We start from the raw sequence: 12,821 nt of genomic DNA on the forward strand, positions 1-12,821 counted from the left end.
CCTCAAACCAGCAGGGTGACGCCCGCGCCGGCCAGCACCAGCAGGATCATCAGGGCATCCGCGCGACGGTAGACCTTGAGCGCCATGCGCACGTCCTGCGCGGTCGCCTCGCGCCGGCCATCGCCCATGTAAGCGTCCTGCGTGAGCACGCCGGCATAGACCTTCGGGCCGTTCAGTTGCAGCCCGAGGGCTCCGGCCATGGCCGCCTCCGGCCAGCCGGCGTTGGGGGAGCGGTGGCGCGGGGCGTCGCGCAGCATGGCCCGATAGGAATGGCGGGGATGGGCGCCGGGCGTCAGTGCCGCGCCGACGACGATGAGCATTCCCGCAAGGCGCGAGGCCGGCAGGTTCACGTAGTCGTCGGCCCGCGCCGCCGCCCAGCCGAAGGCCGCATGACGCTCGGTGAGATGCCCGATCATGCTGTCGGCCGTGTTGAGCGCCTTGTAGGCCGCGCCGCCCGGAAGGCCTGCCACGCTCAGCCAGAGGGTCGGGGCCACCACGCCGTCGGAGAAATTCTCCGCAAGGCTCTCGATGGCGGCGCGGGCGACGCCCGAGGCGTCCAGCGTCTGCGGATCGCGGCCCACGATATGGCCGACGGCGTCGCGCGCGGCATCGAGGCTGCCGGTCTCCAGTGCGTCGGCAACCCGCGCCACATGCCAGTGCAGGGAGCGCTGCGCGATGAGGCTGGACCCTGCCAGCCCAAGGATGAGCAGCCCGAAGGGGAGGGGACGCAGAGCCACCTCCAGCGCGAGGGCCGGCAGGGCGGCCGCCGCGAGCACCAGCGCTACCGTAACGACACCCATCAGGCGCCGCCGGCCGGGGGCGAATCCCGGGCGGTTGAGCCGGTGATCCAGTGCAAGGATGAGGCGGCCGATCCAGATCACGGGATGGCCGATCCGCCGCACGAGTCCGGCCGGATACCCCAGCAGGGCCTCGAAAAGGACCGCCAGTGCCGCAAGCTCGAACGTCATTCTCTCCCCCGCTACCGCACTGCGGTAAATTATTGCACGGCTTCACGTCTGTGTGTCTTGTTGTTGTTGCGCTGCAACTAAAAGATCGCCAGAATCGAACTTGTGCGTTATATTAGGGGCTTGCCAGTGGTTCGTGCGGGGGCATTGACACCAGCAGGGATGTTGCGGACATGACGATGCTGAAGATCCGCCCGAACAGCACCGTGACAGAACACTATCGCGACCCGGCCATTCCGCTCGTCCCGGACCATATGCGCATCTATGCCGTCGGCGATGTCCACGGCCGTCTCGACCTGCTCACCGCGCTCCAGGCCGCCATCGACGAGGACATGGCCGCTCACCCCGGCCCGGACTGCGTCGAGGTCTATCTCGGCGACTATGTGGACCGTGGCGCGCAGTCGTCCGGCGTGCTGGATGCCTTGATGCGGCGGCAGAAGGACCACAAGGCCATCTGCATCTCCGGCAACCATGAAGCGGTGATGCTCGAATCCCTGCTGTCGCAGGAGTCCTTCTCGCGCTGGCTGCGCATGGGCGGGCTTGAGACCGTCTTCTCCTATGTGCGTCCCGCCGCCGGTGCGGACGAGGCCCGGCTCTGGAACGAGTGGCGCGCCGCCGTGCCCGCCGAGCACATCTCGTTCCTGCGCCAGCTCACCAGCTATTTCGTCTGCGGGGACTACGCGTTCGTCCACGCCGGCCTGCGCCCGGGCATCCCGCTGGAAGAGCAGAGCCGCGAGGACATGATGTGGATCCGGCGGGAGTTCTTGGATCATCCGGACTGGTTCGGCCACTGCATCGTTCACGGGCACACGCCCATGAAGGACCCGGAAGTTCTGAGCAACCGGATCAACATCGACACCGGCGCCTATGCCACCGGCCATCTGACCTGCCTGGTGCTCGAGGGCGCGGACCGCTTCCTCATCGCAACCTGAGCGCGACGGTGGCGCTGCATTGCAAGCGTGCGTGCGTGTTGAGTCGCGGCTGCGTCGCCGCTTGCAAAAAGCGAGACTAGCAGTCCATTGGCAGCATTAACCTTTTCCCCTCGATCCAGCCCTACCCAAGTACGGTTTTTCATGTGGCCGATGAGCCACAGAGGCGGTGGAAACGGCGTCGTTGAGCCATTTCCGTGCTGCCCTGCAATATGCTCTCCTGCCCCCTCGTGTTAGGTAGAAGCACGCATCCCACGGGGGTTCTGGCAGTGCTTTTTGCCACCGAAAATTGGCTTGGACGGTTCCGTCGCGTGACGGGGATGGCCGTATCGGTCGCCGTGTCCGTCGCATTGGCCGGCTGCAATCTCCTTCCCGCATCCGGGCCCTATTCGGTCGAGGTGACCAATCCTTCGACGCAGGACACGGACGGCCTGAGCTACAAGCTCGTGCCGCTGACCGCCCAGGTGGTCAGCGTACTCTCGACGATGGACTCTCAGGGCCTGATCGGCACGTTCCGCAACGATCGCCGTCCGGTGCCGGACATCAAGATCGGCGTCGGCGACATCATCGGCGTGTCGATCTTCGAAGCCTCCTCGGGCGGCCTCTTCATCCCTGCCGAGGCGGCCTCGCGCGCCGGTAACTTCGTCGACATCCCCACCCAGACGGTGGACGTCAACGGCAACATCTCCGTGCCCTATGCTGGGCAGGTGAGGGCGGCCGGCATGCAGCCCGCGCAGGTGGAGAAGGAAATCGTCGATCGCCTGCGCAATCGCGCCATCGAGCCCCAGGCGGTGGTCTCGGTGAAGTCCCAGCGCTCCAATTCGGTGACGGTCATCGGCGAAGTGAGCGCGCCGGTGCGCTTCCCCCTCACCCCCACGGGTGAGCGCGTGCTTGACGCCGTGAGCCGGGGCGGCGCCACCTCCAGCAAGGGCTACGACCTGTTCGTGACGCTGCAGCGCGGCGGCCGCGAGGCGACCATCAGCTTCAACCGGCTGGTGCGCGAGCCCGCAAACAACGTCTATCTGCAGCCCGAAGACACCATCTATATCTTCAGCCGCCCGCGGACCTTCCTGGCCTTCGGCGCGACCGGCAAGCAGGGGCAGTTCAACTTCGACAACGACGCCATCAGCCTCAGCGAGGCGGTGGCCAAGGCGTCGGGCCTCGTGGACGCGCAGGCGGACCCGCAGTCGGCCTTCCTGTTCCGCATCGAGAACCGCACCACGCTGGAGCGGATGGGCGTGGATGTCTCGAACCTCCCCGAGAAGCGGATCGCCACCATCTATCAGGTGAACTTCCGCGAGCCGACGGGCTACCTGCTATCCACCAAGGTGCCCATGCGGGACAAGGACGTGCTTTACATCGGCAACGCCGGTTCGGTGGAACTCACCAAGTTGCTGAACCTCGTGCTCCTCGGCGCGCTGACCGTGGAAAGCATGTCCAGCACCAACAACAACCTTTACGGCCTGAACTGAGGATTTCCGCCGCCACCAAGGCGGCGGGACCTCTCCAGACAAGAAAATGCCCCGGCCGGTGCCGGGGCATTTTCTTTTTCAGTGTGATTTTTGGCGGTGTCACTTGGCGGGAGGCGCTCGGCCGGCGATTTTGCGTGGCGGCGCGCGGGCGCGCTATGATCCGTTCCCGGTGGGCGAAACGGCTCCGCGACATACCGCGTTGGAAGGGTCAGGGCGCGATGTTCATTGCCTTCTTCGAGGCGCTCAAGGCGGCGGGCGTGCCGGTCTCGATGCGGGAATATCTCACCCTCATGGAGGCCATGGACCGCGACGTGGCCGGCCGGCAGGTGGACGCCTTCTATTACCTCGCCCGCGCGAGCCTCGTGAAGGACGAGCGCCACCTCGACCGTTTCGACCAGGTCTTCGGCCGCTGCTTCAAGGGGCTTGAGCAGGCGTTGGGCGAAGAGGGGCAGTCCATCCCCGAGGAGTGGCTGCGCAAGCTCGCCGAGAAGCACCTCACCGACGAGGAGAAGGCGCAGATCGAGGCCATGGGCGGCCTCGACAAACTCATGGAGACGCTCAAGAAGCGGCTTGAGGAGCAGAAGGGGCGCCATCAGGGCGGCTCCAAGTGGATCGGTACCGCCGGCACCTCGCCCTTCGGCGCCTATGGCTACAATCCCGAGGGCGTGCGCATCGGGCAGGACGGCAACCGCAACTTCCGCGCGGTGAAGGTGTGGGACAAGCGCGAGTTCAAGGATCTCGACGACGGGGTCGAACTCGGCACCCGCAACATCAAGGTGGCCCTGCGCCGCCTGCGCAAGTTTGCCCGCATCGGCGCCCCCGACGAACTGGACCTCGACTGCACCATCCGCGAGACCGCCCGCCAGGGCTATCTCGACGTGAAACTGCGGCCGGAGCGGCGCAATGCGGTGAAGGTGCTGCTGTTCCTGGACGTGGGCGGCTCCATGGACTGGCATGTGGAGCAGGTGGAGGAGCTGTTCTCCGCCGCGCGCATGGAGTTCAAGCACCTGGAGCACTTTTATTTCCACAACTGCGTCTATGAGAGCGTGTGGAAATCCAATGCCCGGCGGGCGTCCGAGCGCATCCCCCTGTTCGACGTGCTGCACACCTACGGCCACGACTACAAGCTGATCTTCGTGGGCGATGCCTCCATGAGCCCCTACGAGATCACGTTCGCCAACGGCTCGGTGGAGCACAACAATGCCGAGCCGGGGAAACTGTGGCTGGAACGCCTGCTCACCACCTATCCCAAGGCCGTGTGGCTGAACCCTGTCCCGGAGCCGCATTGGGGCTATACGGAATCCATCCGCCTCGTGCGCCACATCCTCGAAGGGCGCATGTTCCCCCTCACCGTGCACGGCATCGACACCGCCATGCGGGAGCTGACGTGACGGCCACTTATCCCGCGGGATCGATCGTCTATGCGCATCTGCCCCGCCTCGGCGGCGCGGGCGTGCGGCTGGAACTGGTGCCGGAGGCGCTGCTCTGGAGCATCGGCCCGCGCGAGGGCCGGCTCAGACTGGCGGACATCACCTCGGTGCAATTGCGCTTCCTGCCGGCCAAGTTCGCCGCGCCGAGCTTCGAGATGGAGATCGCCGGGCGCGATGGCACGCGTCTGAAGGCGGGCTCCGCCTCGCGCATCTCCCTCACCGGCGTGCGCGACCAGCGGGAGGATTATGCGGCGTTCGTCCGGGCCCTGCACCGGGCGCTGGCCGCCTCGGCCGCGACGCCCCGCTGCCGCGGCGGATATGCCCCGCTGCGCTTCTGGATGATGGTTGCGGCCGGCCTTGCCGCGCTCGCCGGCCTTCTTGCGGTCTTCGGCTTCGCCATCCTGCAGCAGGAATGGGCCTTCGCCCTGTTCCTGGGTGCGCTGGGGGCGTTCGTGGTGTGGCCCACCGCCGAGATGATCTGGCGCAACCGGCCCGTCACCTACACGCCCGAGGCGCTGCCGCGACACCTATTGCCGGCGTGAGACGACCGCTTCCTCTTCCTCCGCCTTGCGCATCAGCCCCGTGGCCACGTCCGCGAGGCGCGGGGCGGGCAAGGCGGTGAAGGGCAGCGGCCGTGTCACGGCGATGGCGGCAAGGCCGAGCCGGGCGGTGAGGAGGCCGTTGACCACGCCCTCGCCCAGCCGGGCGGAGAGGCGCGCGGCAAGGCCCTGACCGACGAGCTGCTGCACCAGCGTGTCGCCCGCCGCCATGCCGCCGGTGACGGCAAGGTGCCCGAGCACATGGCGCACGAGGCGGAAGGTGCCGAGCGTGCCCGGCCGCCCGCCATAGAGATAGGCGAGGCGACGCATCAGCGTCACGGCGCTGTAGAGCACGAAGGCGAGGTCCACCACCGCGCGGGGCGATACGGCGGTGACGACGGAAACGTTGCGGGCGGCGTCCGACACCATCTGTCGCGCCTGCGAATCCAGCGACGGGAGCAGCGTGCGCTCGGCGAGGCGCACGAGATCGGCGCCGTCGATGATGCCGGAGAGATGCCCTTCCAGATCCATGCGGGCACGGGCGAGGGTGGGGGCGTGGGACGAGAGCTTGAGCACGTCCTTCACAACGCCCTCGGCGAGTGGCCGGTCGTCCTCGGCCAGGGCCCGCTCGGCGCGGTCGCGGATGTCGTCGAGGCGGGCCAGCCGCGAGAGCCCCGCCACCTCGCGCGCCACGATCAGCACGGCGGCGATGAGCAGGAGGGCGGTGACGCCGATGCCCACCCAGCCGAGCCACGGGGCGCGGGCATAAAGGTCTTCGACCAGCTTGCTCAGCCCCACATAGGCGGCAAGGCTCAGGACGCCGCCGAGGGCCGACCAGAACAGCCCGGCAAGGGACAGGCCCCAGCCGCGCTTCGGCTGCACCGGCACAGGAACGGGCAGGGCGGCTTCCACCTCCGCCATCTCGGGCGGGGCCAGGGTGATGTTCGCCTCGTCAAGGCGGAACACCTGCGGACGCCGGGGGGAAGTGCGCTCGTCGCTCATTCCCTTGAGATGTCCCCGAATTGCGGCGCCCGCAAGGGCCGGGAGCGCGCGCGAACCGCGCAGGCCGCCGCTCACAAGCCGGCGAGCGCGGCGATGTGTGGCTTGCCCCGGCCGGCCTGGGGCTTCAATAGGGGCAAGAAGAGGGGCGTTCCTGTCCACCAGAAGAGAGCCGCGACCCAAGAATGGCCGACGTGACCCTGCCTGCCGCCTTCCTCGCCGGCCTTGCGAGCTTCGTTTCCCCCTGCGTCCTGCCTCTGGTGCCGCCCTACCTGTGCTTTCTCGGCGGCAGCACGCTGGAAGACCTCGCCGGCGCGGAGCCGGTGAAGGAGGTGGAGCGGCGGGCGCTGGTCGGCGCGGCGCTGTTCGTCGCGGGCTTCAGCGTGGTGTTCGTGGCGCTGGGGGCGGGGGCTTCGGCCATCGGCGACCTTCTGCGCGCCCATCTCGATGTGCTGTCCATCATCGCCGGCATCGCCATCATCATCATGGGGCTCAATTTCCTCGGCGTGTTCCGCATCCACCTGCTGCACCGCACGGCGCGGGCGCATGTGCATGCGCCGACGGGGCTGTGGGGCGCCTTCGTGATGGGCCTCGCCTTCGCCTTCGGCTGGACGCCGTGCCTCGGTCCGGTGCTGGGCGCCATCCTCGCCGTGGCGGGGTCGGAGGCTACCGTCTCAAAGGGGGCGGGCCTTTTGGCCATCTACTCCCTGGGGCTGGGCGTGCCCTTCCTCGCGGCGGCGTTCGCCGTGCGGCCGTTCCTGCGCGGCTTGGTCCATATGCGCAAGATGCTCCCGATGGTGGAGAAGGCCATGGGCGCGCTGCTGGTGCTCACCGGCATCGCCTTCATGTCCGGATGGATCGCCCATGCGAGCTACTGGCTGATCGAGACCTTCCCCTCGCTGTCCACCATCGGCTGAGGAGATTGCGCGTTCGCGGGGCTTCCGGGATACTCCGCGCCCCGAACCCTTCCTCGCGCGCCGGCGCCATGCCGGACCACCCCGCGCACGCATGAAGCCACCAGAGGCAATCCCATGAAGATCACCTGGTACGGCCACGCCGCCTTCCGGCTTGATTTCGCCGACAAGGCCGTCCTCATCGATCCCTTCTTCACCGGCAATCCCAGCTTCCGCTCCACCGTGGAGGACGCCTCGCGCGGGGTGACGCACATCCTGCTCACCCACGGCCACGGCGACCATATCGGCGACACGCTCTCGCTGGTGGAGGATGCCGCCGACGCCAGCCGGACCCTGCCGGTGGTGGCCAATCCCGAGCTGTGCGCCTACCTCTCGGCCAAGGGCGCCGGCAATGCGCCGCAGATGATGAACACCGGCGGCAAGCTGGACCTCGGCGGCTTCAGCGTGACCATGGTGCGCGCTGACCACTCCTCGGGCGGCCCCGCGGCGCCGTCCGAATATCTCGGCAATCCCACCGGCCTCATCATCAAGGCGCCGGGCGAGCCGACCGTGTGGCACATGGCGGACACGGACATCTTTTCCGACATGGCGCTGCTGTGCGAGATCCACGCGCCGAAGGTGGTGTTCATCCCCATCGGCGACCGCTTCACCATGGGGCCGGAGGTCGCCGCGCTGGCGGTGAAGCGCTTCCTGCCGGGCGTGGAGATCGTGGTGCCGATCCACTACGGCACTTTCCCCATCCTGGTGCCCGATGCCTCCGCCTTCGTCGAGGCGCTGAAGGGCCACCCCGTGAAGGTGGTGGTTCCGGAGAGCGGCAGCTCGTTCGAGGTCTGAGCGGGGAGGGGGCTTTCCAGCCCCCCATTGCGTCCCGGCGCCCGCAAGGCTAGGCCTTGCGGGATCAGAACAGGCTGAAGACAGGCCGCATGAGCGAACATACCCTGCGCACCGCCATCTATGGCGGCTCCTTCGATCCGCTCACCAACGGCCATCTGGACGTGGTGCGCTCCGCCTGCCGCCTTGCCGACCGGCTGGTGCTCGCGGTGGGCATCCATCCCGGCAAGGCGCCGCTGTTCGCCGCCGAAGAGCGGCTCGCCATGCTGCGCGAGGTGTGCGGGCCGGTGGCGGCGGAAGAGAATGCGACGCTCGAGGCCGTCACCTTCGACAATCTCATCATCACCACCGCCCAACAGCTCGGCGCCACGCTGCTCATCCGCGGCCTGCGCGACGGCACGGATCTCGACTACGAGATGCAGATGGCCGGCATGAACGGCACCTTGGCGCCGGGCATCCAGACGGTGTTCCTGCCCGCCTCGCCCCGCGTGCGCCCCATCACCGCCACTCTCGTGCGGCAGATCGCGTCCATGGGCGGGGACGTCTCCGCCTTCGTGCCGCCGCAGGTGCTGGCGCGGCTCGATGCCAAGTTCAAGCGATAGCGCCCTCATTCGCCGCCGCGTCCATGCGGCCAAACCGCCCCGAGGCCGGGGCTTTCCGGGAGTGACCCATATGACGCGCCTTCTCGGCCGTTTCCTCGCCGCAGCGTTCGTCGTGCTGGCCTTCGCGCTGCCGGCGGCGGCCCAGACCAAGCCGGACCCGCAGAACACGCTCTATCTCGACACGCCCTATGGCCGCGTCGTCATTGCCCTGCGCCCCGATCTTGCCCCGCAGCACGTGGAGCGGCTCAAGCTCCTGACCCGCGAGGGCTATTACAACAACGTGCCGTTCCACCGCGTCATCGACGGCTTCATGGCCCAGACCGGCGACGGCCAGTATGGCAACGGCACCGGCGGCTCGAAGTATCCGAACCTGCCGGCGGAATTCTCCAACGTACCGTTCAAGCGCGGCGTGGTGGGCATGGCGCGCGCGTCCTCGCCCAACAGCGCCAATTCCCAGTTCTTCATCATGTTCGACGAGACCCCCAGCCTGAACGGCCAGTACACCGTGGTGGGCCAGGTGGTGTCGGGCATGGAGTTCGTGGACAAGATCAAGAAGGGCTCCGGCTCCAGCGGTTCGGTGTCCAACCCCGACAAGATCGTGAAGATGCAGGTCGCCGCCGACGCCAAGTGAGCACCGGCCAGAAGACACCCCCTCCGATCGGCTCAGCCGGCGGAAACGATTCCCCCGACCGGCGCCCGGTGCGCCGCCTGTGAAGGAAGAGATTGATGAGCGATGAAGTCCTGATCCTCGAAACCACCAAGGGCCCGGTGACCATTGCGTTCCGCCCCGACCTCGCCCCCGGCCATGTCGCCCGCATCAAGGAGCTGGTCTCCCAGGGCTTCTACAACGGCGTGCCGTTCCACCGCGTGATCGAGGGCTTCATGGCCCAGACCGGCGATCCGACCGGCACCGGCATGGGCGGCTCGGGCAAGAAGCTGAAGGCGGAGTTCAACGCCCAGCCCCACGTCCGCGGCACCTGCTCCATGGCCCGCGCGCAGAACCCCGATTCCGGCGACAGCCAGTTCTTCATCTGCTTCACCGACGCCCGCTTCCTCGACCGCCAGTACACGGTGTGGGGCGAGGTGATCGAAGGCATGGAGAACATCGACCAGATCAAGCGCGGCGAGCCCGTGAAGGATCCGGACAAGATCGTCACCGCCAAGCTCGCCCCCAAGGCGGCCTGATCTACGGCCTCCGAGGCCGCCGAAATGAAGAGGGCGCCCGCTGGGGCGCCCTTTTTCATTCGGCCTGAGCTTGCCTCAGGCCTCGTTGACCACCCGCGGGCGGCCGTTCTTGAGGTAGGGGGGCTTGGGGATAGAGGCGTGGGCCGAGCGCAGCGCGGCCGACCAGCGCTCGCGCAGATCGTGGAAATAGGGCTCGCCGGGCTCGATGCGATAGATCAGCTCGGAGCGGAGCGAATCCGGCGTCACCACCATCACGTCGATGGGCAGGCCCACCCCGAGGTTGGAGCGCATGGTGGAATCCATGGAGATGAGGCTCGATTTCAGCGCCTCGGAAATCTCCATGTCGTAGTTCACCGCGCGGTCCAGCACCGGCTTGCCGTATTTGTGCTCGCCGATCTGCAGGAAGGGCGTGTCCTGCGTGCATTCGATGAAATTGCCGGCGGAATAGACCATGTAGAGCCGCAGGCTGTCGCCGGCGATCTGGCCGCCGAGCAGGAAGGACACGTCGAAGCTGACGTTCGACTGCTCCATGAAGGCGCCGTTGACCTTGTGGACCTGGCGGATGGCGGTGCCCACGAGCTGGGCGGCCTGGAACATGGTCCGGCAGTCGCGCAGCTGCCTGCGCTCCCCGACTTCGTGATCCTCCACGCCCTCGTGCAGCATGCTGACGACGGACTGGGAGACGGACAGGTTGCCAGCCGTGGCAAGGCCCAGCACGTGATGGCCCGGCTCCTCGAAGATGTGGAGCTTGCGGAAGGTGGAAATGTTGTCGAGGCCCGCATTGGTCCGCGTGTCGGCGATCAGCACCAGACCGTCCCGGACCAGAACCCCACAGCAATACGTCATCGCCTGTCCCCAAATTGGCGGGGGGACTATAGCGACCCGCCCGTGAGCCGGGCAACCGGGCGGATGATGTCGCGTGGCGAAGAGGGGGAACGGAAGCGTGAGGCCGCCTTGGGCCTTCAGTCCTGCTCCTCCTCCACGCACCGCCGGAAGGGGCCGAGCTCGGTCAGTACGGCCGAATCCTCCTCCACATGGGTGCGCTCGCGCTCCAGATACTGCGCGACGGCCCCCGCGAGGCCCTGGTGCACGATGTAGTGAGCGGAATAGGTGGCCTTGGGCAGATAGCCCCGCGCCAGCTTGTGCTCGCCCTGTGCGCCGGCCTCCACCACCTTGAGGCCGGTGGCGATCGCATAGTCGATGGCCTGATGGTAGCAGACCTCGAAATGCAGGAAGGGGTGGTGCTCCACCGCGCCCCAGTAGCGGCCATAGAGCGTTTCGGCGCCAATGAAATTCAGGGCGCCGGCGATGTAGCGCCCGTCCCGCCGCGCCATCACCAGCAGGATCTGGTCGGCCATCCGCTCGGCGGCGCGCTGGAAGAACTGGCGGTTGAGATAGGGCGTGCCCCATTTGCGGCCGCCGGTGTCGAGATAGAACATGAAGAAGGCGTCGAAGGCCTCTTCCGTCAGGGTCTTGCCGGTGAGCCACTCGATGGAGATGCCATCCGCGATGGCCTCCCGCCGCTCCTTCTTCAGCGCCTTGCGCTTGCGCGAGGCGAGTTCGGCGAGGAAATCGTCGTAGGTGGCGTAGCCCGAATTGGTCCAGTGAAACTGCCGGTCGGTGCGCTTGAGGAAGCCGAGGGATGCGAGCTCCTCCCATTCCTCCTCGGTGGAAAAGGTCACATGGGCCGAGGACGCGCCGCGCAGCCGCACCAGCTGCTTGATGCCGGCGCCCAGCGCCAGCCGGCCCACCGGATCGTCGGGATCCTTCAGAAGGAGGCGCCGGCCGGTGACGGGGGTGAAGGGCACCGCCACCTGCACCTTGGGGTAATATTCTCCACCCGCCCGCATATAGGCGTCGGCCCAGCCCTGATCGAAGACATATTCCCCGCGCGAATGGGACTTCAGATAGGCGGGGCAGACTGCTGCGGCCTTGCCGTCCGGCCCGTCGAGCACGAGGTGCTGCGGCAGCCAGCCGGTGCGCGCGGCGGCGCAGCCGGATTCCTCCAAGGCGGAGAGGAAAGCGTGGCTCACAAACGGTTCGGGGCGGGCCGCCCCACCCGCCGCGCAGGCGTCCCATTCGGCCGCCTTGATCTCGGACAGGTTGGGCAGGATGCGGATGTGGGCGTCGGGCATCGAGCTTAAGTGTGCATTGCGGCAGAGCCTGACCACCGCGACAGGACGCCGCAGATTTACGCCCCTATCCCTGCGGCGTGAAGCCCTCGAAGACGATCTGGTCGGCCCCGGCCAGCGCGCGGGCGGCCTCATTCGGGCTGCGAACCGTCCAGGCGGTCACGGGCACGCCGCGCGCGCGCGCCGCGATCAGCGCCGGATGCTCCAGATCGGTGAAGTGATAGGTGATGAAATCGTAGCCGCTGGAGGCATGGTGATCCATGTCCGCCAGCATCCGCGCGCGCTCGGGCGTCATGCCCGGCCAGTGGGCGCCGTCATAGCGGGCCTGGGCGATGATGCCGCGCGGAATGTGCGGCGCCTGGGCCTTCGCCTCGGCCAGCATCTGCGGGTCGAAGGAGATCAGCGCGACCTTGCCGCCATAGCCCTTGAGCACCTCCACCGCCCGCGCCACGAGCCGCGTGTCGCCGGAAAACGCGCTCTTGATCTCGATGAAGAGCGGCACCCGCCCGCCGACGCGGGCGAGGAAGGTGGCGAGCGTGGGAATCGTGTCCGGCGTGCCCGCCAGCGCCGTGCGCCCCAGTTCCGCAGCGCTGAGCGCCGAGACCGCGCCCTTGGCCGCCGTGAGGCGATCGAGGGTGAAGTCGTGGAACACCACGGCCTCGCCATCGGCGCTGATCTGAATGTCCAGCTCGATGGGATAGCCCGCGTCGGCCGCCGCCTCGGCGGCCGACAGGGCGTTCTCGATGATGCCGCGCGCCTTGTCGTGCAGGCCGCGATGGGCGACCGGGCGGGCGGTGATCCAGCTCAGGTCTCCCATGGGTCT

General features: G+C 67.7%; 14 protein-coding genes. 9 read left to right on the forward strand and 5 right to left on the reverse strand.

Annotated elements, in window-relative coordinates; translation table 11 throughout:
* Positions 1 to 2: 2 nt before the first annotated feature.
* Entirely contained in the window at positions 3 to 968 is a 966-nt protein-coding gene (gene cbiB / locus A37E_RS0119350; protein WP_029558117.1) for an adenosylcobinamide-phosphate synthase CbiB, read from the reverse strand.
* 170 nt (positions 969 to 1,138) lie between these two features.
* Between cbiB and A37E_RS0119355 the strand changes: the two genes are divergently transcribed.
* The 4 genes from A37E_RS0119355 (at position 1,139) to A37E_RS0119370 (ending at position 5,338) form a co-directional block, all read left to right on the forward strand.
* Complete coding sequence (locus A37E_RS0119355; protein WP_245279380.1) at positions 1,139 to 1,897, forward strand: metallophosphoesterase; 759 nt, start codon at positions 1,139 to 1,141, stop codon at positions 1,895 to 1,897.
* A gap of 317 nt (positions 1,898 to 2,214) precedes the next feature.
* Positions 2,215 to 3,366, forward strand: a complete 1,152-nt coding sequence (locus A37E_RS0119360; RefSeq protein WP_038193406.1) for a polysaccharide biosynthesis/export family protein — start codon at positions 2,215 to 2,217, stop codon at positions 3,364 to 3,366.
* Between the two features lie 218 nt (positions 3,367 to 3,584).
* Complete coding sequence (locus A37E_RS0119365) at positions 3,585 to 4,757, forward strand: VWA domain-containing protein (protein WP_029558121.1); 1,173 nt, start codon at positions 3,585 to 3,587, stop codon at positions 4,755 to 4,757.
* The gene (locus A37E_RS0119370) at positions 4,754 to 5,338 is read left to right on the forward strand and encodes a hypothetical protein (RefSeq protein ID WP_029558122.1); all 585 of its coding nucleotides are present in this window, start codon (positions 4,754 to 4,756) and stop codon (positions 5,336 to 5,338) included. The genes A37E_RS0119365 and A37E_RS0119370 overlap by 4 nt, the downstream gene beginning before the upstream one ends.
* Here A37E_RS0119370 and A37E_RS0119375 read toward each other — a convergent pair.
* Complete coding sequence (locus tag A37E_RS0119375; RefSeq protein ID WP_029558123.1) at positions 5,324 to 6,337, reverse strand: TIGR01620 family protein; 1,014 nt, start codon at positions 6,335 to 6,337, stop codon at positions 5,324 to 5,326. The two genes, A37E_RS0119370 and A37E_RS0119375, sit on opposite strands and share 15 nt — an antisense overlap.
* A 182-nt stretch (positions 6,338 to 6,519) precedes the next feature.
* Here A37E_RS0119375 and A37E_RS0119380 point away from each other — a divergent pair, with 182 nt between their 5' ends.
* The 5 genes from A37E_RS0119380 to A37E_RS0119400 all read left to right on the forward strand — a co-directional run bounded on the left by A37E_RS0119380 (position 6,520) and on the right by A37E_RS0119400 (position 9,866).
* Positions 6,520 to 7,251 (forward strand): cytochrome c biogenesis protein CcdA, encoded by a 732-nt coding sequence (locus tag A37E_RS0119380; protein WP_029558124.1) that lies wholly within the window; start codon positions 6,520 to 6,522, stop codon positions 7,249 to 7,251.
* A 114-nt stretch (positions 7,252 to 7,365) separates the two neighbouring features.
* Complete coding sequence (locus A37E_RS0119385) at positions 7,366 to 8,082, forward strand: metal-dependent hydrolase (protein WP_029558125.1); 717 nt, start codon at positions 7,366 to 7,368, stop codon at positions 8,080 to 8,082.
* Positions 8,083 to 8,171: 89 nt separating this feature from the next.
* Positions 8,172 to 8,681, forward strand: a complete 510-nt coding sequence (gene coaD, locus A37E_RS0119390) for a pantetheine-phosphate adenylyltransferase (protein ID WP_029558126.1) — start codon at positions 8,172 to 8,174, stop codon at positions 8,679 to 8,681.
* Between the two features lie 70 nt (positions 8,682 to 8,751).
* A complete protein-coding gene (locus A37E_RS0119395) occupies positions 8,752 to 9,312 on the forward strand; it encodes a peptidylprolyl isomerase (protein ID WP_029558128.1) in 561 nt (186 codons plus the stop codon).
* A 95-nt stretch (positions 9,313 to 9,407) separates the two neighbouring features.
* Positions 9,408 to 9,866: a peptidylprolyl isomerase gene (locus A37E_RS0119400; RefSeq protein ID WP_029558129.1), complete on the forward strand. Its 459-nt coding sequence runs from the start codon at positions 9,408 to 9,410 to the stop codon at positions 9,864 to 9,866.
* Between the two features lie 75 nt (positions 9,867 to 9,941).
* Here A37E_RS0119400 and A37E_RS0119405 read toward each other — a convergent pair whose 3' ends face one another.
* The 3 genes from A37E_RS0119405 to A37E_RS0119415 all read right to left on the reverse strand — a co-directional run bounded on the left by A37E_RS0119405 (position 9,942) and on the right by A37E_RS0119415 (position 12,815).
* The gene (locus A37E_RS0119405) at positions 9,942 to 10,712 is read right to left on the reverse strand and encodes a proteasome-type protease (RefSeq protein ID WP_024279471.1); all 771 of its coding nucleotides are present in this window, start codon (positions 10,710 to 10,712) and stop codon (positions 9,942 to 9,944) included.
* A 116-nt stretch (positions 10,713 to 10,828) separates the two neighbouring features.
* On the reverse strand, positions 10,829 to 12,001 hold the full coding sequence (locus tag A37E_RS0119410) for a GNAT family N-acetyltransferase (protein WP_029558130.1): 1,173 nt from the start codon (positions 11,999 to 12,001) through the stop codon (positions 10,829 to 10,831).
* 64 nt (positions 12,002 to 12,065) lie between these two features.
* Positions 12,066 to 12,815 (reverse strand): glycerophosphodiester phosphodiesterase family protein, encoded by a 750-nt coding sequence (locus A37E_RS0119415; protein ID WP_029558131.1) that lies wholly within the window; start codon positions 12,813 to 12,815, stop codon positions 12,066 to 12,068.
* Positions 12,816 to 12,821: the final 6 nt, after the last annotated feature.

The sequence above is a fragment of the Xanthobacter sp. 91 genome (genome assembly GCF_000702385.1).
Taxonomy (GTDB): domain Bacteria; phylum Pseudomonadota; class Alphaproteobacteria; order Rhizobiales; family Xanthobacteraceae; genus Xanthobacter; species Xanthobacter aminoxidans.

Coding starts and splice junctions, on each gene's coding strand:
- cbiB (WP_029558117.1), bottom strand. CDS start 968: ATGACGTTCGAGCTTGCGGCACTGGCGGTCCTTTTCGAGGCCCTGCTG.
- A37E_RS0119355 (WP_245279380.1), top strand. CDS start 1,139: ATGACGATGCTGAAGATCCGCCCGAACAGCACCGTGACAGAACACTAT.
- A37E_RS0119360 (WP_038193406.1), top strand. CDS start 2,215: ATGGCCGTATCGGTCGCCGTGTCCGTCGCATTGGCCGGCTGCAATCTC.
- A37E_RS0119365 (WP_029558121.1), top strand. CDS start 3,585: ATGTTCATTGCCTTCTTCGAGGCGCTCAAGGCGGCGGGCGTGCCGGTC.
- A37E_RS0119375 (WP_029558123.1), bottom strand. CDS start 6,337: ATGAGCGACGAGCGCACTTCCCCCCGGCGTCCGCAGGTGTTCCGCCTT.
- A37E_RS0119380 (WP_029558124.1), top strand. CDS start 6,520: ATGGCCGACGTGACCCTGCCTGCCGCCTTCCTCGCCGGCCTTGCGAGC.
- A37E_RS0119385 (WP_029558125.1), top strand. CDS start 7,366: ATGAAGATCACCTGGTACGGCCACGCCGCCTTCCGGCTTGATTTCGCC.
- coaD (WP_029558126.1), top strand. CDS start 8,172: ATGAGCGAACATACCCTGCGCACCGCCATCTATGGCGGCTCCTTCGAT.
- A37E_RS0119395 (WP_029558128.1), top strand. CDS start 8,752: ATGACGCGCCTTCTCGGCCGTTTCCTCGCCGCAGCGTTCGTCGTGCTG.
- A37E_RS0119400 (WP_029558129.1), top strand. CDS start 9,408: ATGAGCGATGAAGTCCTGATCCTCGAAACCACCAAGGGCCCGGTGACC.
- A37E_RS0119405 (WP_024279471.1), bottom strand. CDS start 10,712: ATGACGTATTGCTGTGGGGTTCTGGTCCGGGACGGTCTGGTGCTGATC.
- A37E_RS0119410 (WP_029558130.1), bottom strand. CDS start 12,001: ATGCCCGACGCCCACATCCGCATCCTGCCCAACCTGTCCGAGATCAAG.
- A37E_RS0119415 (WP_029558131.1), bottom strand. CDS start 12,815: ATGGGAGACCTGAGCTGGATCACCGCCCGCCCGGTCGCCCATCGCGGC.